Below are 16,946 nucleotides of genomic sequence, written 5' to 3'. Positions count from 1 at the left end.
AGCGCTTCTGACATTCCTTGCAGTCATCTTTCTTCTCCCCTGCGGCAACATGGTTCTCAGCCGGCGTTGACCGGCTGCGAATGCCGGCCTTCTTCAATTTTGGCGGGATTCCAGGGAGCGATGCATGCCGACTATCGGTAGTCGGGCATTGTACATCAACCCTCATTTCCCTCCCATTTAAATTGTCGTGCCGCAGTTCGGCATCTTCAAATTCTTTTTAGATGTGTACATGCTACGAACCCAATGCGGAAATGCAAGTGCTTCTGAACGTGATTTGGCTCGCAATTGAGAATTGAGGCCAAGAGGTCGAATCTTCTGAAGATCATGCCGGTTACGTTACACACTGGATCACAATTTCTCACCGATGATTTCGTCCAAAAGTGCCAGTGTGCCCATCCAGGCAATTCGATGTGCCACCCGGTCGTAGGCGATGCCGTCGGCCAATCCGTCGTGATCGGAATCCATGAATGCATGCTGTGCCGCACTGAACAATGTAATCTGATAATTGGCCCGCGCATTATCGAGTTCGCTGCGCAGCGCATCGAGTTCGGCCACGGATACGTAAGGGTCTTGTCCGCCGGACCAGACGGCGATCCTTGCGCGTACCTTTCCCGGCCCGGCGGGTGCATGTGTGGCCAGCAGTCCGTGGTAGCTGATGACTGCCTGCAGGTCGGCGCCGCTGCGCGCGAGTTCAAGCACGCACCTGCCGCCGAAGCAGTATCCGATGGCGGCGATCCGCCGTGAATCGACGCCGGGAAGGGCGCGCACCGTGTCCAGCCAATGCACCGCCCGTTCCCGCAGCGTCGCGGGGTTGCCGAGGAGGGCCATGTAATGTTTGCCCGCAGCTGCGGGTGTCGAGATATCCGCGTCGGCTCCGTACATGTCGAGGCCGGCCACTACGTAACCCGCGTCGGCCAGTTCGTGCATGGCCTTGCGGAAGCTGTCGCCCGGCCCGGTCGCGCCGGGGAACATAAGGACCGTGGCCCGCGTTCCCTCGCCGGCGGGCCGCAGCAGCTGTCCCCGCAGGCGGACGTTGCCGTGGACACAGTCCAAGGGAGCGAAGCCTTTATTGGCTGCCGGCGTAGACATATCTTGCCTCCCGCATTCTTTATCTAGGATAGTCGCATATTTCGAAGCACTATTCGATTTGGAGAATGACCTTCCCGGCGTGCGTTGTCAAAGGCACCATTGCGGGAACGCGCCTTGCCGTGGCATCGAACCAGCATGACGAAGGCGGACCTCAAACCCGCGCGCCGGACGCGCCTTGGCGTCATTGCCCTTGTCGCGGGCCTGCATGTCGTCCTGATCGCGCTGCTGGTGCGGGCCTTCACGCCGCAGTTCGCCTCTTCCGTCGTCAGGGACCTGACGCAGGCCTTCACGGTATCGGTGGAGACATCGGCACCGTCCGAGCCGGCGCCGAGCCCGTCGCCCGCGGCCGCGCCGCCGCAGGAAGAAGGAGCGGCCGCGCCTCCCGGAAGGAAGGCCACGCCGCGCGACACCTCAGCGCCCGAAGCGGCGATCGCGCTAAGGCCGACGCAGGCGCCGCCGGTGGCCGGAAAGGGGCCGGACGATGCCTCGGGCGCGCGTGAGGAGGGGGAGGGCAGCGGAGCTGGGGGAGAGGGCCGGGGGACGGGTTCCGGCGCAAGCGGCTCGGGGCAGGACGGCGGCGGCGGGGCAAGTCCGCCGGTCAAGATCGCCGGAGACATCAATTCGGCCAGGGACTATCCGCGCGAGAGCCGCGACCTGCGTATCGGAACCGAAGTGATCGTCGCGTTGACGGTCGGCACTGATGGCCGGGTTCGCGGCTGCCGCATCGTCAAGCCCAGCCCCGATCCGCGCGCCGGAGAAATAACCTGCCGCCTCGCGACGAAGCGCTTTCGCTTTCGCCCGGCAAGGGACGCCTCGGGACGGCCGGTCGAGGGCGTATTCGGCTGGCGACAGCGTTGGTTTTATCGTGAGCCTGTTGTAACCCGGAGCGGCGAGGCCATGATCGCGCGCAAGTCATGAGGTTCAATAAGATGAGTGGTTCGCTGCCGATCCGGCAGGTCGAAAAGCCCTGGGGCAAGGACGTCCTGCCAGCGCCCTTCCTGGCTCCGGAAGGGAAAAGGATCGGTGAAATCTGGTTCGAACCGCCTGCCGAACTGCCGGAGCTGCTGGTCAAGTACATCTTCACGAGCGAGAAGCTTTCGGTTCAGGTCCATCCCTCGGACGCGCAGACGCTCGCCAAGGGCATCGGCCGCCAGGGCAAGGAGGAGTGCTGGCTGATCGTTGGCGCCGAGCCCGGCGCCACACTGGGCATCGGCTTCCGGGAAGATCTCACCGGGGAAGAGATGCGCGCCGCCGCTCTCGACGGCTCGATCGAGGATCTGATGGTCTGGCACGAGGTTTCGCCGGGCGACTTCTTCTACATTCCGGCCAACACGGTACATGCCATCGGCGCGGGCGTGAGCCTGATCGAGGTGCAGCAGAACAGCGACATCACCTATCGCCTCTTCGATTATGGCCGGCCGCGCGAACTGCACCTCGAAGAGGGCATGGCCGTCGCGAAGGGAGAGCCCTATGCGATGCGCTGGCACAAGCGGGTCGCGCCGCGCGGTTCGCAGGTCCTCGTGGACGGTCCGCTGTTCCTGCTCGACCAGATTGAGGGCGCGCCCACGGACGAAGTCGCGGCGCGCTATCCGGGCGCCCTGCTGGTTATTCCCCGCATGGGGTCCGTGACCGTGGCGGGAAGCGATGTCGCCCCCGGCGGGTGCGCGCTGGCGCACGGTATCGAAGAGATCGGTTTCGCGCCGGATGGCGTGTGCCTGCTCGCGCGCGGCTGCGCGGCCTGATTCCCGGTGGCGGCGGACAGTTCGATGATCGTTCAGACAATCCAGCTGGCGCTGACGCCGGTATTCGTCCTCGTGGCCATCGGCAATATTCTCAACATTCTCTCGACGCGGCTGGGGCGCGTCGTCGATCGGGCGAGGGCGCTGCAGGCGATGCATGTCGAGACCCAAGGCCCGGATCACGACATGGTGGTGCGCGAAATCCGTATCATCGACAAGCGCATCACGATCATCACCCGCGCCATTCGTCTCATGGTGCTTTCGGGCCTTTCCATCGGTACGACCGTCGTGCTGCTGTTCCTCGAAGGACTGCTGGCTTCCGATCTCAACCTGATCGCGGCGATCACTTTCCTTGCCTCGATTGTCCTGCTTCTGTTCGCGCTCGTGCTGTTCCTGCGCGAAACCCAAATCGCGGCAGAGGCGTTGCGCATCCCCCGCGACTACCTCGAACTTGAGCGGGACATCTGAACCGGGCCGGAGCGATATCGCCGAGTCGCCGGTGTCACGGCAATATTGCCAATTCCGCCTTTCGCCCTCGAGTTCTGCGTCAGGGAGGATTGCTGCTCGTCACGCTGCCGCTTTATCCACGGTGGCAGGACGAAACCGGGGCGGAGACCTTTTCCTGAGGTCCAACGCGCTGTACGCGGCCGCAATATTCGTAGCGGGAAGACGAGGGGCAGATGTGCGGCATTACCGGCTGGTACAGGCGCGGCGGCAGGCCGGTCCCGCGCGAGGCCATTGCCCGCGCCTGCGAAACCATCGTCCATCGCGGCCCTGACGACGGGGGCATCCACATAGACGGCGACCTCGGCCTAGGCCATCGCCGGCTTTCCATTGTCGACCTGGAGGGCGGGCATCAGCCGATGTTCTCGGCCGACGGACGCTGGGCGATCGTTTTCAATGGCGAGGTGTACAACTTTCCAGAGCTGCGCGAGGAGCTGGTCGCCTGGGGCTGGAAGTTCGCGACGCATGGCGATACCGAGACGATCCTTGCCGCTTACGTGCGCTGGGGCGACGAGGCCTGGCCGAAGCTGGAGGGCATGTACGGCCTCGCCATCTGGGACGCGAAGGAGCGCCGGCTGGTGCTCGCGCGCGATCCGCTGGGGATCAAGCCGGTCTACTATACGCTCCAGCAGGGCGGCATCGCCTTCGGCTCGGAAATTCGCACGCTGAGGGCGCTGTCCGGTCCCGAAGGGATCGGTCTCGATTTCACGGTCGATGAGCGCGGCGTGCATGACTTTTTCATGTTCGGTCACGTCCAGAAGCCGCGTTCGATCTGGCGCGAGGTGAGGACGCTGCCGCCCGGCCATGTGCTCCACATCGGACCCGACGGTGACCCGGAAATCCGCCAGTTCTGGCGGCCGCGATTCGAGGTGCGGCAGGGTCTTTCGGAAACCGAGTGGATCGAGGAGACGCGGCACTGGGTTTCGGAAACCACGAAGCGCCACATGCTCGCCGACGTGACGGTTGGCGCTTTCCTGTCAGGCGGCGTGGATTCCAGCGCGATCGTTGCCTCCATGGCGCGTCACGCGACGGCGCCCGTCAAGGCTTTCACCATGGGATTCCCGGGAACCTCGATCGACGAGACCGAGGCCGCCGTGCGCATCGCCAGGCACCTCGGCTGCGAGCACATTACCCTGCCGCTGGAACCGCAGGACGCGGGGATCATGCTGCCGGAGGTGCAGCGCAGCCACGACGAGCCATGCGCGGCCACGGCCGCCGTGCCGGTCTGGCACCTTTCGAAGCTGGCGGCCGAGCATGTGAAGGTCGTGCTTTGCGGCGAAGGTTCGGACGAGATCTTCGCCGGCTACAAGCGCCAGCGCACCGCGCTCGCCGCCGCGCGCACGGGGCCGTTCCTGCGCATGCTGGAACCCGTCCTGTCCGCCATCGACCGTGCGCCGGGCATGGGGGGCAAGCGGCTCAACTATCTGCGCCAGAACGCGCGACGCTTTCGCCAGTCGGCCATGCTGGAGAACAACTACCAGCGTTTCTTCCAGGGCACGCAGATCTCCACACCCTGGGTGCGGGAGGAGCTCTACGAACCGGGCTTTCACGCAAGGCAGGAAAGCGATCACCCTTTCGACGACCTCGAGCGTGAATACTTCGGCTTTAGCGGCGCGCGCGATCTCGATCCGCTGGCGCAGTTCATGCTGGCGGACCTGACGGTTCACATGCCTGCCTCGCTCCTCAACCGCACCGACCGCGGCTCGATGGCGCATTCGCTCGAAGCGCGCGTGCCGTTTCTCAGTCACAAGCTGGTGGACTGGGCGCTGACGATGCCCCGAAACATGAAGCTGCGCGGCAAAGTCGGCAAGTATGCCCTCAGGAAGGCCGTGGAGCCCTGGCTGTTCCCCGGCGCACTGGACGAGCGCAAGCTGGGTTTCCAGCTTCCATTCGCTGAGTGGTTCAGCGGCGGCTTCGCCAGCTTCGCGCGGGAGGCATGGACGTCCAGCGGTGCCTCGAAGAGCGGCTATCTGCGGCAGGACGCGGTCGAAAAACTGTTCGCCGAACATGCCGCCGGCCTCGCCAACCACGGGCGCATCCTCTACGCGATCGCCATGTTCTCCTGCTGGTGGGACCAGACGTTCGATGCTCGTTGATCTTCAGAAAAACCCCGAGGCGGTTGCCGACAAGCCATTCGACGTCTGCGTGATCGGCGCCGGCGCGGCGGGCGTCACGATCGCGCGCGAACTGACGCGCGCCGGGCATCAGGTCTGCCTTGCCGAAAGCGGCGGGACGGATTTCGAGGAGAAGACCCAGGCGCTCTACAAGGGCGAGAACATCGGCCACGAATACTATGACCTGGAGGAATCGCGTCTGCGCTTCTTCGGCGGCACGGTCTCGATCTGGGGCGGCCGCTGCGCGCTGCTCGACGAGATCGACTTCGCCAAGCGGGCCTGGGTGCCGCACTCGGGCTGGCCGATCACGCGCGGCGATGTCGTGCCCTACTACCGCCGGGCGCAGGATATTTTCGATATCGGCCCTTTCGAATGGGACGATGCCTACCGCCTTTGCGGCATTCCCGACCAGGGCTTCGATCCCCGGAAGCTGGCTACCGATCTCTGGCGCTTCGACGAGGCGACCGAGCGCTTTGCGGCCAGCCGGGCGAAGGACCTGATCGACGCGCCGAACCTCACGATCCTGCTCCACGCCAATGCCGTGAACCTGCAGGCGAGCACTAACGGAGCCGCGATCGAGCATGTCGAGGTGCGGACGCTCGACGGCCAGTCGGCCAAGCTGAAGGCGCGGCATTACGTGCTCGCCTGCGGAGCGATCGAGAATGCGCGGCTGATGCTGGCTTCCGACGATGTCTGCGCCGGCGGCATCGGCAATACGCACGACCAGCTCGGCCGTTTCTTCATGGAGCATCCCACGGGCCGCATCGGCAAGGTCGAGACCAATCGGCCCTTCGATCTCTGGGCCGCCTACCAGAAGCGTTTCATGAAATCCGGCCCGCCGCTGGCGCCGGTGCTGCGTCTCTCGGACGCGGTGCAGGAGGCGGAGGGGGCGATGAACTCGATCGTCACGTTCAAGCTGCAGCGCCCGCCGGAAAAGGGGGTGGCGCTGGGCAACAAGCTTTATGGCACGATCAAGCACTCGCTGAACCCGGACCGTACCGGTCGCAAGCTCGACCACATCTACCGGGGCCTGCGCGCCTGGTTCCACCGCGCGGTGCGTGAGAAGGTGGAGGCGGCCATGGCCAGTACCGGCATGACCGGCCTCTACATGATCATTCGCGGCGAACAGGCGCCCAACCCGGACAGCCGCATTGTCCTTTCAAGCACGCGCAACGCGCTGGGCGAGCGGCAGGCCGATCTCGACTGGCGACTGGACCCGCTCGACAAGCACACCGCCCGCGTCTTCGCCCGGGTATTCGGCGAGGAGTTGGACCGCATGGGGCGCGGTTCGGTGACGCCGAGCGAATGGATCGGCGATGCGGGGAATGACTGGCCGGTCGACCCGACCGTCGGCAATCACCCGATCGCCGGCTATCACCATATGGGCGGAACCCGCATGAGCGACGATCCCAAGACCGGCGTCGTCGATGAGCACTGCAAGGTTCATGGGGTGGCGAACCTGCACGTCGCCGGAAGCTCCGTCTTCGCGACGGCCGGCTGGGCGAACCCGACGTTTACGCTGGTTGCACTGGCGCTCCGGCTGGCAGAGCGGCTCGACGGCGAACTGCGCTGAAGGGAACATCAAGGCACGGCGCGAGTTTCACGCCATGCCATGACGGACCGATCGCCCGGTGCCCTGCGGGGTGAAGGCCGCAACGCCTTGAATCGCCCTTTCGGGATTACGCCGCACCACATTCGCGCAAGCCGCTTCGCCCGCTGGCGCACTCCGTTGGCCACGTTACTCATTCTTGTCGTGCTCGGCAGCGCGCTGCTCGGCTGGCTGGGCGGCGGCGGGGAACGGACCCTGCGCAAGGATACCCCGCTCGCCGACGTCACGATGCAACACGAGCCGATCCTGCGCAGCGGCAACTGGTTCGAGACCGTCGTAAGGGTGCGCCCCAAGCAAAACGTCGGCGATCTGGTGATCTCTGTCTCCGACCGTCTCTGGCAGGGGATGAGCATCGACACCCAGATTCCCGACGCGCAGAGCGCGGAGTCCATCGGCGGGCGCTATGCCTTCCACTACGGGCCGGTTGGCGCGGGCGAGGTTTTCATCCTGAAACTGGACGGCCAGATCCAGCCTCGAGGGCTGCGCCGGCTGACCGGCGAACTCGTCGTGGCGGACGGCGAGGAGCCGCTGGCCACTGTGCCGCTCACGTTGACGGTGCTGCCCTGATGGAAATCGTCCTGCGCGCCTCGGTCATGTTTCTGGTGGTTTACGGACTGCTGCGCCTGATGGGCAAGCGCGAGATGGGCCAGTTGGCTCCGTTCGAGCTGGTTTCGCTGATCGTCATGGGCGATCTCATCCAGCAGGGCGTCACGCACCAGGATTTCTCTCTGACCGGCGCGACGCTGGCGATCTTCACGTTCGCAGCCTGGAGCCTGCTGTTCAGCGTGATCGGACACCGCTTTTCCGGAGTGCGAGGCGTTCTCTCCAGTCCGCCGGTGGTGCTGGTCCGTCACGGCGAGATGATCCAGCGCAATCTCGACATCGAGCGCATCGACAGTGACGAACTGGCGAGCGAGATGCGGCTGGCCGGCATTGACAGCCTCGATCAGGTCGCCTGGGCGATCCTTGAATCGGAAGGCAAGATCAGCTTCATCCGCGCTGATAAAGGCGATGTCGACCCGCGTACGGGTGGCGAGGAGGTCGCGGCGTGACTGCGTCCCCGCTTCCTCCCCTGCCTTGAAGGCTCATGCCGCCAGCTTGAACGGCTCGATCTCGCCCGAAAGGTAGAGCTTCTTGGCCTTGGCGCGGCTGAGCTTGCCCGAGCTGGTGCGCGGCAGGCTCTTGGGCGGAATCAACTCGACCACGCAGTTCATGCCGGTGATCGAACGCACCTTGTCGCGGATCATCTCGCGCAGTTCGAGGCGCTTTTCGTGGTCCGAGACGCGGCAGTGGACGAGCACGGCGGGGGCCTCCTCGCCATTTTCCATCTCGATCGAGAAGGCGGCGATGTCGCCGTGGTTGAAGCCGGGAAGCTGTTCCACGGCCCACTCGATGTCCTGCGGCCAGTGGTTCTTGCCGTTGATGATGATCATGTCCTTGGCGCGGCCGACGATGAAGAGGTAGCCCTCTGTCATGTAGCCCATGTCGCCGGTGTCCAGCCATCCGTCGATGAGGCAGGCCTCGGTCGCTTCGGGATCGCGGAAGTAGGAGTGCATGACGCTGGTGCCGCGGCACCAGACCTTGCCGATCTGGTGATCGCCCAGCGCTTCGCCGTTTTCGCCGCGGATCACGACTTCCATGTCGAGCACCGGTTTGCCGCAGTTGACGATGGCGCGGTAGCGGGCGGGGCGGCTGAGGTCGCGCGGGGAGCCCGAAAGGCGCTCTTCCTCGACCAGTTCGACGCGGATGCCTTCGCCCGGCGGCATGATCGTGACTGCCAGTGTCGCTTCGGCAAGGCCGTAGCTGGGCAGGAACGCCGATGCCTTGAAGCCGGCGTCGGCGAAGGCATTGACGAAGTTCTGCATCACGTCCGGACGGATCATGTCGGCGCCGTTACCGGCCAGCCGCCAACGCGACAGATCGAAGCGGTCCGAAACCGGGCTCTGGCTGGAAATGCGGCGGGCGCAGATGTCGTAGCCGAACGTGGGCGAGTACGAGATCGAGGTGCCCTCGTTGCGGGTGATGAGGTCCAGCCATGCCAGTGGCCGGCGGGCGAAGTCCTCGGTCCTCAGGTAGTCGCCCGATACCTGGTTGGCGATCAGCGAGAGGAAGCAGCCGACGAGGCCCATGTCGTGGTACCAGGGCAGCCACGAGATGCAGCGGTCGGTATCGCATACCTGCATGCCGTGGCTGTGCGCGGCCAGGTTCGACATCAGCGAACGGTGTGTGACCGCGACGCCGTGGGGGAAACGGGTCGAGCCGCTCGAGTACTGGAGATAACAGATGTCGTCCGGCTGCGCCTTGCGCAGCTCGCAAGGCGCGGCATCGCGCTTGGCGAAATCGGACCAGGTGGCGTGCCCGCAGCCCTGGCGTTCGGCCGCCGTGCTGGTCAGATGCGCGATCTCGTCCGGGCCGATCAGCATGGTGGGGTCAGAGCTCTGGAGCTGGACCGAAAGCTGTTCGATGTAGTTGTCCTTGCCGCCAAAGCTGGTCGGCAGCGGCAGCGGAACCGGCCATGCACCGGCATATACCGAGCCGCAGAACAGCGCTGCGAAATCCGTCCCGGTTTCCGCGATCAGGGCGATCCGGTCGCCCGGTTTTACACCGCGCGCGACCAGTTCGTAGGCTACGGCCAGGGCGTCTGCGCGCAGTTCGCTGAAGGGATAGACGCGCGCCAGAGTCCCGCGCGGGTCGTGAAAATTGAACCCGCGAGAACCCTTTGCGGCATAGTCGAGTGCGTCGCAAAAGGTGTCGAAGTCGGCAAATCGACGGGGGAGGGAATCCTCGTTCGGAGTGGGAACAAGTACCCGTTCCACTTTCGGCACCAGCGTCAGGGTGTCGCTCATCTCTTTTTAACCCGTTGTTGTTATACCGTTTTCAGCGCGAAACTACGAGCTTCTAGCCGTTCAAACCTGAACTGGACATAGCTGTTTCCTACGACCTGGTTTCGCGCGCTCTCCCCATTCCGCGCCGAGTGTGGCACGAATAGGGCAAGATGTCCTCCAAGCGTCGTAATCCCCAGCCGTTGACCCAGTCCCGCCTTGAGGAACTGGCGCTCGCCTATGTTGCACGTTTTGCAACAACGCAAGCCAAATTGCACGCCTATCTCGTGCGTAAGCTGCGGGAACGCGGCTGGGCGGACGAGGGTTCCCCGCCGGTCGACGCGCTGGTGGGCCGCTATGTCGAACTGGGCTACGTCGACGATGCCGCGTGGGCGCGAATGAAGGCGGGAAGCCTGATGCGGCGCGGCTATGGTGCGCGGCGCGTCGGAGAGGCGCTGAAGGTGGCCGGTGTCGACGAAGACTTGCGGAACGATTTTCGGCCCCGTGAACTGGAAGAGCGGCGCTCGGCGCTGGTTCTCGCGCGGCGGCGGCGTTTCGGGCCTTTTGCGCTTCAGGTTCCCGACAGGCCGATGCGTGAGAAACAGGTCGCCGCGATGATGCGCGCCGGCCACAGGCTCGACATCGCGCGGCGGATCGTCGATGCCGACGATCCCGACGCGGTCGAGGAATGGGTCGAGTCGGCTTCAGGAGAAGATTCTTGCGATTGACCAGAGCGTTGAGTTCAGCCGCCGCGGCATTCCTGCTCGTCGCCACCGGCTGTTCGCAAGGCGGACAGGAGGCCGTCGCCAAGCCGAATGCGCCCGCGGTCCACCCGGTATCGGGCCTGCCGGTCGTCCCGTTGACGATTCGCTCGCAGGGCAGGACTCACGAATTTCGCGTCGAGGTCGCCCGCACGCCGGCCGAGCAGGCCAAGGGGCTGATGTTCCGCAGCGAGATGGGGCCGGACGAAGGCATGATCTTTCCCGAGGAACCGCCGCGTCGCCCTTCGTTCTGGATGAAGAATACGGTGATCCCGCTCGATATCATCTTCATTGGCACCGATCGCCGCATCCTCAATATCGCCGCCAACGCGGTTCCTTATGACGAGACGCCGCTGCCGGCGGCCGGCCCCGCGATCGGCGTGCTCGAACTGAACGGCGGCAGGGCGGCCGAACTGGGTATCGGGCCGGGTGACAAGGTGGAGTGGAAACAGCCCAAGGCGCTTGGCATCGCCGCAGAAGAACGCTAACGCGCGGCTCATGGGACTCCTTGGCAAGATCTTCACCTGGTGGGATGGCGCGACCATCGGCACTTCGCTCTGGAGCTCGCTCAACGGCGAGCACGTCGGCACCGACGCGCAGGGCAACAAGTACTACCGTGCGAAAAAGGCGAAGACGACCGAAGGGTACGAGCGCCGCTGGGTGATCTATGTGGGCGCCAACGACGCCAGCAACGTCCCGGCCGAATGGCACGGCTGGCTGCATCATTCCTATGACGGCATTCCCGAAAGTCACCTGCCGCCGCCGCGCATCTGGGAAGTCGACTATACGCCCAACGCCACCGGCACCGCGCAGGCCTATCTGCCGCAAGGTGCGCTGGAGCGGGGCGGCAGGCGCGCGGCCGCGACCGGCGATTACGAACCCTGGTCGCCCGACGCCTGAGCGCGGTTTTCGACATGCGGCCTGTCGGCTCAACACTACTTTTCTCCCTCGGGGTGTCGGTATGCCTGCTGACGCTTGCCGGGTGCAGCGGTGAGCCCGCGCCCGAAGCCGAAGAGACGAGCGTCCCGGAAGCCATAGCGGATATGCAGGCCGGTCCGGCACAGGCGGTGGAAGGCCAGCGCGTCGGCACGCCCAACGAGGAGCGCGTGGTCACGCTGGGTGTGCTCAACAAGCGCAACAACCTGACTCAGGACCTGACGATGAAACCGGGTGAGACGCGCCGCCTGGGCAATCTCGTCGTGAGGGTCGCCACCTGCGAAAAGACGCTGCCCTGGGAAAAGCCGCAGGAAGAAGGCGCTTTCGTTCAGGTCTTCGTCCAGGACCGCAGGACCGCGAAGGAAAAGCTGGCCTGGCACAAGGTTTTTTCGGGCTGGCTGTTCAAGAATTCCCCGGCACTCAACGTCGTCGAACACCCGGTCTACGACGTCTGGGTCAAGGCTTGCGAGATGAGCTTCCCGGGACTCGACGCCAGCTCGGCCGCCGCCGCATCCTCCAGCAGCGCGGCGAACGCGTCGGGCAGCGAGAGTACGCCGGCGCCGCCGCCCCCTGCCTCCGAACCCGCGCCGGAAACTCCGGCAACCCCGGAAGACTGAGCCGCCTTCAAGAGCGCCAGATAGCGCGTCTGCGGCATTTCCACCGCGCCCAGCGAGGCGAGGTGCGGGGTCATGAACTGGCAGTCGAGCAGGGTGGCGCCGCCGCGCCGCAGCGCCGCGACCAGCCAGGCCAGCGCGACTTTCGACGAATCGGTCTCATCCGAAAACATCGATTCGCCGCAGAACACGCGGTCGAACCCGACGCCGTATAGCCCGCCGACCAGCTTTCGGCCGCCGCCGGGGAGGTCCTGCCAGCATTCGATCGAATGCGCGTGGCCGAGGAAATGGAGGTTTTCGTAGCTCGCCTGGATGCGGTGGCTGATCCAGCTTCCGTCCTCGGCATCCTCCCTGACGGCGCGCGGGGCGGCGCAGGCATCCATGACGTCCGCGAAGGCCTGGTTGCAGGTGATCGTGAAGCGTCCGCGTCGCAGGGCGCGGGCAAGCGAGCGCGAGAGATGGAATCCGTCGAGCGGCAGGATCGCTCGCTGGCGGGGCTCGATCCAGAAGATCTCCGGATCGTCGCGGCTGTCCGCCATGGGAAATATCCCGCTACGGTAGGCGAGCATGAGCAGTTCGGGCTCGATCAGGTTTACGGATCGCGGTGCGTGCATGGGGTCCTGCGTTGATCCAGGGTGTCCTGCCTGATGGAACGAGGGGGGAGTCTAGCAAATCCCCGGCCGGTCGAATATCTTGTATGGCTCTTGTAATCCTTCGCGGCTCCATCTAGAGGCACCGGCGCCCGCAGGAGTGTAGCTCAGTTGGTAGAGCATCGGTCTCCAAAACCGAGGGCCGCGGGTTCGAATCCTGCCACTCCTGCCAGTATTTCCTGAAAAATCGTCGAAAACGGCACTGCAGCGCGGATGTTCCCTGTCCTGATTCGCCACGGGACCGCGCGAAGGGAATTTGCGACGAGTGGCATTCGGCTGTATCCGTGGCGGGCTTGCCAATCGGACGGGGGCGTTTAGGAGAACCGCGTCCTGCGACTCGGGGCGATATGCCGGTCGGGGTATCGCGTTCGAAGTGGCGTATCGGGGAAGATTCAGTCGCAGATGCACGGAACCGCGCGATACGACACGGACGAGGCGATCGTAACCGACGGCACGCGGCGCGACGAGGCGCTCTGGTTGGGGATTGTCCTGTCGTTCCTCGCCGCGCTTCCGGCGCTGCTGGCGTGGGCGCCGCAGATGACCGACTATCCGTCGCATCTGGCCGGCTACCAGATCATGGTCGACCATGGGCGCGACCCGTTCCTTACCAGATACTTCGAGTTCAAGTGGCATTGGACCGGCAATCTCGGCGTCGAATTGCTGATGGTGCCGATGGCGCCGCTGTTCGGCGTGGAGCGGGCCGGGCGCATCATCGTCGCGCTGATCCCGTTCCTGACCGGGCTGTCGATCATTTCCGTCGCCTGGACCCTGCGCAAGCGCGTGGCCGTGGGAGCCATTCTCGCTTTCGCGATGATCTGGTCGCCGTCGCTGCTGATGGGTTTCCTCAACTTCTCGCTCTCGATCGCGCTGGCGCTCTTCGCCTTCGCGCTCTGGGTGCGGTTCGACGAGCGCCCCTGGACGCGCAGGCTGCTGTTCATTCCGATCGGCTTCGTGGTCTGGCTGTGTCACGTCTCGGGCTGGGGCGTGCTGGGCGTGCTGGTGTTCGGCTACGAGTGGAGCAAGCGCCGCAGCTGGCTGGACTGGAGGCCTTTCCTCAAGCCCTGGCCGCTGACCTTCCCGCTTGTGCCGATGCTGCTCGGCATGGGTGCCAATTCCAAGGTCTCCTACGGGCATGGCGTGCTCGAATACAAGTGGAGCATCCTCTACCGGGCGATGCGCAGCTACGACTACCTGCTGGACGTCACCAGCGTCAGCGTCGTCGCGCTCGTACTCTTTGCCGCGCTGGTCACGAAGCGCATCGACGGGCGCCTGGGCTGGGCCGCCCTTATCCTGCTGTTCCTGACGCTGGCCGTGCCGCGCCAGATATTCGGCGGCGACTATGCCGACTATCGCCTGAGCACGACTGCGCTGCTGGTCGCCTGTCTTGCGATCAACTGGCCGGCCCCGCGCTGGGGGTTGGCGCTGGCCGGCCTTCTGTTCACCGTACGCCTCTCCATCACCGGCACCGTCTGGTACCAGGACGCCCAGACGGCGCGGCATATGATGGGCGCGCTGGACTACATCCCGCAGGGGGCCAAGGTCGCGACCGCCGTGGCCATCCCCCGCCGGCAATGGTTCTTCGGCCCGTTCGAGCATTTCGGCAGCTATGCCGTGGTCCGGCGCAGCGCGATGGAAAATTCCAACTTCGCGCTGCCGGATGTCCACATGCTCTCGATGCGCGAGAAGGCCTACCGTTTCGCCGATCCGACGCAGCGCATTCTCTATTCCGCGAACCAGCGCGTCGACCTCCGAAAATTCCGGCCGGCGTTCCATGCCGAATACCTCTGGTTCATCGGCACGACCAGGCCGGTGGCGCTTCCCGACGGCGCGCGGATTCTCTACACTACGCCGAATTCCTTCCTCGCGCGTCTTGCGTCGCCGCCGGACCTTGCAAATCCGGTCGGCGGAAGCTAAGTCCCCATCTCCTTCCGACATGCGGACATCATTTGCCCCTCCCGGCCCCGGCCGGGGCGGCGATGTCCCCTAGGCGGAAGGTACGAGAATTTGTCTCAGGCAAGAGTTACGAGAGCGACCCACATGGCCAAGACCAACCCCGGCGAATTCATCCGGCAGGTGCGCGCCGAAGCTTCGAAGATCCACTGGCCCTCGCGGCAGGAGACGGTGACGACGGCGATCTTCGTCGGCATCATGACGGTGCTGCTGGCAACGTTCTTCCTCGGGATCGACGCGCTGTTCGGCTGGGTCGTCAGCTCGCTGCTGTCGCTGCTGTGATCGCCTGGAAACTGGATTAAGAGAGAACAATGGCCCGCTGGTACATCATCCACGCCTATTCCGGCTTCGAGAACAAGGTAAAGGAAACCATCCTCTCCGAGGCGGAGCGGATGGGCCTTTCGCAGCTTGTCGAGGACATCCAGGTGCCGTCCGAGACGATCACCGAGGTGAAGCGCGGCAAGAAGACGCAGGTCGAGCGCAAGACCATGCCCGGCTACGTGCTCGCCAAGCTGAGCCTGAATGACGACATCTATCACCTCGTCAAGAACACCCCGAAGGTGACCGGCTTCCTGGGTTCCAGCGGCAAGCCGCAGGCGATAAGCGAGAACGAGGCCGCCCGCTACTTCGGCGCCGCCGAAGCCGCCGCCGCCGAACCGCGCAAGCAGATCAACATCGATTACGAGATCGGCGATTCGGTCAAGGTGCTGGACGGTCCCTTCGCCAGCTTCAACGGCATCGTCGAGGAACTCGATTTCGACAAGAGCCGGGTCAAGGTCTCGGTCTCGATCTTCGGTCGCGCCACACCGGTCGAACTCGATTTCGAGCACGTCGAACTCAGCAAGTAATCGCGCGTTTCCCTGAACGGCTGACCGGCTGAACTGGTCGCCCTTCAGGGGAGACCCCACCCGACCGCGGCTCCGCGGAATCCGCTTTGCGGGCCTTTGCGCGGTACCTTAGCCTGACCTTAACCAATTTGTTCGTATCCCTTCGAGAACCAATCGGGGGAAACGATCATGCGGCAAACGCAGGTTGCGTTTGGAGCAGGCATTGTACGACTGGGGCCGCTCGACGGTCTTCGCGGTATCGCGGCTCTGGTCATCGTGCTCGGCTATCAGGCTCAGGGGCTTTTCGCCGCCGGCTCGTTCGACGGTGCCGGATCGGTGGTGGAGTGGTTCCATGCCTGGGGCTGGATCTTCGCCGATCTGTTCTTCGTCATATCGGGCTTCGTCTTCGCGCACGTCTATGTCGGCGGACGGGGGCTTGGTAGCCGTGACGATCTGGCGTCCTTCACCGTCGGGCGCATTGCGCGCCTCTATCCGTTGCATTTGCTGCTTCTGATCCTCTGCACCGGGCTCTACTGGAACGCGGCGCAAACCAGCGTGCCGGCATTCATCGCGCACCTGTTCATGCTGCAGGCGGTCGTGCAGCCTGCGGTGCAGGCCTTCAACGCGTCGGCCTGGTTGCTCTCGGCGGAGGCGATCTGCTGCGCGTTCTTCGCGATCGCGCTCCACGCCGGCCGCCGCAGTCTCGCCATGGTGACCTTGGCGGCCATCCTGGTCAGCACGGCATTCCTGTTCTGGCGTGGGCTGCCGGGCGGTCCCTGGAACCAGGATCTCGTGGTGCGCGGACTTCTCGGCTTCTTCATCGGTCAGGCCCTCTGGGGCAGGCGCGTCGAGCTGCGGAGGGTTCCCGCCGGCGCTCTCGTTGCAATCGCGGCGCTCGGGCTCGCGCTCGCCATGGGCCAATGGAGCCCCATACCGGCGCTCTGCCTGCTCGTCTGGCCGTCGCTCGTGCTGCTGGCGCTGCGCGTTCCGCTGCTGGAAAGCCGGCCGCTGATATGGCTTGGAGACCGCAGCTATGTGATCTTCCTGCTGCATCTGCCGCTGCTCGACCTGATCGTCAGGATCACCGGGAAGCTGGAAGGCGGCGCGCCATTCATCCTGGCGGCGACGCTGGGCTACGGTCTCGCCGTGCTGCTGCTGTCGGAGGTGGTCTACCGGCTTGCCGAAGTGCCCACGCGGCGTCTGGTCCGCTCGCGCGGGCTGGACGTGCGCGACGTCGGGCTGATCGGCGGGCTGCCGGGGCGCGGTTAGCGTTTCGCGCGGACGATTGGCGCTCAGGGGCAGCGATTCCCGGTCCGGCTTTGAAGATCTTT

Annotated in this window: 17 protein-coding genes, 1 tRNA gene and 1 pseudogene; 16 read left to right on the top strand and 3 right to left on the bottom strand. The window is 64.8% G+C overall.

All coding sequences use genetic code 11. The features are described 5' to 3' along the window. Nucleotides 1–348 precede the first annotated feature (348 nt). Nucleotides 349–1,089 (bottom strand): dienelactone hydrolase family protein, encoded by a 741-nt coding sequence (locus IEX32_RS03125; RefSeq protein ID WP_188768324.1) that lies wholly within the window; start codon nt 1,087–1,089, stop codon nt 349–351. A 135-nt stretch (nt 1,090–1,224) separates the two neighbouring features. Here IEX32_RS03125 and IEX32_RS03120 point away from each other — a divergent pair, with 135 nt between their 5' ends. The 7 genes from IEX32_RS03120 to IEX32_RS03090 all read left to right on the top strand — a co-directional run bounded on the left by IEX32_RS03120 (nt 1,225) and on the right by IEX32_RS03090 (nt 8,107). Continuing rightward, nucleotides 1,225–2,007, top strand: coding sequence for a TonB family protein (locus tag IEX32_RS03120; protein WP_188768323.1), 783 nt, complete (start codon nt 1,225–1,227; stop codon nt 2,005–2,007). Nucleotides 2,008–2,018: 11 nt separating this feature from the next. Next, entirely contained in the window at nt 2,019–2,831 is an 813-nt protein-coding gene (locus IEX32_RS03115) for a class I mannose-6-phosphate isomerase (RefSeq protein WP_188768322.1), read from the top strand. 24 nt (nt 2,832–2,855) lie between these two features. Beyond that, nucleotides 2,856–3,296 (top strand): DUF2721 domain-containing protein, encoded by a 441-nt coding sequence (locus IEX32_RS03110; RefSeq protein ID WP_188768321.1) that lies wholly within the window; start codon nt 2,856–2,858, stop codon nt 3,294–3,296. Nucleotides 3,297–3,508: 212 nt separating this feature from the next. After that, entirely contained in the window at nt 3,509–5,428 is a 1,920-nt protein-coding gene (gene asnB / locus IEX32_RS03105; RefSeq protein ID WP_188768319.1) for an asparagine synthase (glutamine-hydrolyzing), read from the top strand. Further along, a complete protein-coding gene (locus IEX32_RS03100; RefSeq protein ID WP_188768318.1) occupies nt 5,418–7,019 on the top strand; it encodes an FAD-dependent oxidoreductase in 1,602 nt (533 codons plus the stop codon). The genes asnB and IEX32_RS03100 overlap by 11 nt, the downstream gene beginning before the upstream one ends. A gap of 87 nt (nt 7,020–7,106) precedes the next feature. Continuing rightward, nucleotides 7,107–7,622 carry a hypothetical protein gene (locus IEX32_RS03095; protein ID WP_188768317.1) on the top strand — a complete coding sequence of 172 codons (516 nt, stop codon included), beginning with the start codon at nt 7,107–7,109 and terminating at the stop codon, nt 7,620–7,622. Continuing rightward, nucleotides 7,622–8,107, top strand: a complete 486-nt coding sequence (locus IEX32_RS03090; RefSeq protein ID WP_188768316.1) for a DUF421 domain-containing protein — start codon at nt 7,622–7,624, stop codon at nt 8,105–8,107. Before IEX32_RS03095 ends, IEX32_RS03090 begins: the two co-directional genes overlap by 1 nt. Before the next feature lie 33 nt (nt 8,108–8,140). Here the strand turns inward: IEX32_RS03090 and IEX32_RS03085 are convergent, their stop codons facing one another. Continuing rightward, nucleotides 8,141–9,901: a fatty acyl-AMP ligase gene (locus IEX32_RS03085; protein WP_188768315.1), complete on the bottom strand. Its 1,761-nt coding sequence runs from the start codon at nt 9,899–9,901 to the stop codon at nt 8,141–8,143. Nucleotides 9,902–10,050: 149 nt separating this feature from the next. Between IEX32_RS03085 and IEX32_RS03080 the strand changes: the two genes are divergently transcribed. The 4 genes and pseudogenes from IEX32_RS03080 to IEX32_RS20985 form a co-directional block, all read left to right on the top strand. After that, complete coding sequence (locus IEX32_RS03080) at nt 10,051–10,605, top strand: regulatory protein RecX (RefSeq protein ID WP_188768314.1); 555 nt, start codon at nt 10,051–10,053, stop codon at nt 10,603–10,605. After that, nucleotides 10,596–11,126, top strand: coding sequence for a DUF192 domain-containing protein (locus IEX32_RS03075; protein ID WP_229735843.1), 531 nt, complete (start codon nt 10,596–10,598; stop codon nt 11,124–11,126). Before IEX32_RS03080 ends, IEX32_RS03075 begins: the two co-directional genes overlap by 10 nt. 10 nt (nt 11,127–11,136) lie before the next feature. Beyond that, on the top strand, nt 11,137–11,538 hold the full coding sequence (locus IEX32_RS03070) for an NADH:ubiquinone oxidoreductase subunit NDUFA12 (protein WP_188768312.1): 402 nt from the start codon (nt 11,137–11,139) through the stop codon (nt 11,536–11,538). A 14-nt stretch (nt 11,539–11,552) separates the two neighbouring features. After that, nucleotides 11,553–11,981: pseudogene (locus IEX32_RS20985) on the top strand (DUF2155 domain-containing protein); the annotation flags it as partial. 35 nt (nt 11,982–12,016) lie between these two features. Here the strand turns inward: IEX32_RS20985 and aat are convergent. After that, nucleotides 12,017–12,802: a leucyl/phenylalanyl-tRNA--protein transferase gene (gene aat, locus IEX32_RS03060; protein WP_188768310.1), complete on the bottom strand. Its 786-nt coding sequence runs from the start codon at nt 12,800–12,802 to the stop codon at nt 12,017–12,019. Between the two features lie 132 nt (nt 12,803–12,934). Here aat and IEX32_RS03055 point away from each other — a divergent pair. The 5 genes from IEX32_RS03055 (at nt 12,935) to IEX32_RS03035 (ending at nt 16,884) form a co-directional block, all read left to right on the top strand. Next, nucleotides 12,935–13,010: transfer RNA gene (locus IEX32_RS03055), tRNA-Trp, on the top strand. Between the two features lie 230 nt (nt 13,011–13,240). After that, nucleotides 13,241–14,752 carry a Dyp-type peroxidase gene (locus IEX32_RS03050; RefSeq protein WP_188768309.1) on the top strand — a complete coding sequence of 504 codons (1,512 nt, stop codon included), beginning with the start codon at nt 13,241–13,243 and terminating at the stop codon, nt 14,750–14,752. Nucleotides 14,753–14,875: 123 nt separating this feature from the next. Beyond that, nucleotides 14,876–15,070: a preprotein translocase subunit SecE gene (secE, locus tag IEX32_RS03045; protein ID WP_188768308.1), complete on the top strand. Its 195-nt coding sequence runs from the start codon at nt 14,876–14,878 to the stop codon at nt 15,068–15,070. A gap of 29 nt (nt 15,071–15,099) precedes the next feature. Further along, nucleotides 15,100–15,636 carry a transcription termination/antitermination protein NusG gene (nusG, locus tag IEX32_RS03040; protein WP_188768307.1) on the top strand — a complete coding sequence of 179 codons (537 nt, stop codon included), beginning with the start codon at nt 15,100–15,102 and terminating at the stop codon, nt 15,634–15,636. 168 nt (nt 15,637–15,804) lie between these two features. Then, a complete protein-coding gene (locus tag IEX32_RS03035) occupies nt 15,805–16,884 on the top strand; it encodes an acyltransferase family protein (protein ID WP_188768301.1) in 1,080 nt (359 codons plus the stop codon). Nucleotides 16,885–16,946 lie beyond the last annotated feature (62 nt).

The sequence above is a fragment of the Novosphingobium endophyticum genome (assembly GCF_014640675.1).
Classification (GTDB): Bacteria; Pseudomonadota; Alphaproteobacteria; order Sphingomonadales; family Sphingomonadaceae; genus Novosphingobium; species Novosphingobium endophyticum.
The sequence above is the reverse complement of the archived record's forward strand: the minus strand, read 5'-3'. Positions and strand labels throughout refer to the sequence as shown.

What these genes read in the sequence shown, in the direction of transcription:
- IEX32_RS03125 (WP_188768324.1), bottom strand. Translation starts at nt 1,089, where the DNA reads ATGTCTACGCCGGCAGCCAATAAAGGCTTCGCTCCCTTGGACTGTGTC.
- IEX32_RS03035 (WP_188768301.1), top strand. Translation starts at nt 15,805, where the DNA reads ATGCGGCAAACGCAGGTTGCGTTTGGAGCAGGCATTGTACGACTGGGG.
- IEX32_RS03115 (WP_188768322.1), top strand. Translation starts at nt 2,019, where the DNA reads ATGAGTGGTTCGCTGCCGATCCGGCAGGTCGAAAAGCCCTGGGGCAAG.
- nusG (WP_188768307.1), top strand. Translation starts at nt 15,100, where the DNA reads ATGGCCCGCTGGTACATCATCCACGCCTATTCCGGCTTCGAGAACAAG.
- IEX32_RS03120 (WP_188768323.1), top strand. Translation starts at nt 1,225, where the DNA reads ATGACGAAGGCGGACCTCAAACCCGCGCGCCGGACGCGCCTTGGCGTC.
- secE (WP_188768308.1), top strand. Translation starts at nt 14,876, where the DNA reads ATGGCCAAGACCAACCCCGGCGAATTCATCCGGCAGGTGCGCGCCGAA.
- asnB (WP_188768319.1), top strand. Translation starts at nt 3,509, where the DNA reads ATGTGCGGCATTACCGGCTGGTACAGGCGCGGCGGCAGGCCGGTCCCG.
- IEX32_RS03085 (WP_188768315.1), bottom strand. Translation starts at nt 9,901, where the DNA reads ATGAGCGACACCCTGACGCTGGTGCCGAAAGTGGAACGGGTACTTGTT.
- IEX32_RS03080 (WP_188768314.1), top strand. Translation starts at nt 10,051, where the DNA reads ATGTCCTCCAAGCGTCGTAATCCCCAGCCGTTGACCCAGTCCCGCCTT.
- IEX32_RS03110 (WP_188768321.1), top strand. Translation starts at nt 2,856, where the DNA reads ATGATCGTTCAGACAATCCAGCTGGCGCTGACGCCGGTATTCGTCCTC.
- IEX32_RS03090 (WP_188768316.1), top strand. Translation starts at nt 7,622, where the DNA reads ATGGAAATCGTCCTGCGCGCCTCGGTCATGTTTCTGGTGGTTTACGGA.
- IEX32_RS03070 (WP_188768312.1), top strand. Translation starts at nt 11,137, where the DNA reads ATGGGACTCCTTGGCAAGATCTTCACCTGGTGGGATGGCGCGACCATC.
- IEX32_RS03100 (WP_188768318.1), top strand. Translation starts at nt 5,418, where the DNA reads ATGCTCGTTGATCTTCAGAAAAACCCCGAGGCGGTTGCCGACAAGCCA.
- IEX32_RS03050 (WP_188768309.1), top strand. Translation starts at nt 13,241, where the DNA reads ATGCACGGAACCGCGCGATACGACACGGACGAGGCGATCGTAACCGAC.
- aat (WP_188768310.1), bottom strand. Translation starts at nt 12,802, where the DNA reads ATGCACGCACCGCGATCCGTAAACCTGATCGAGCCCGAACTGCTCATG.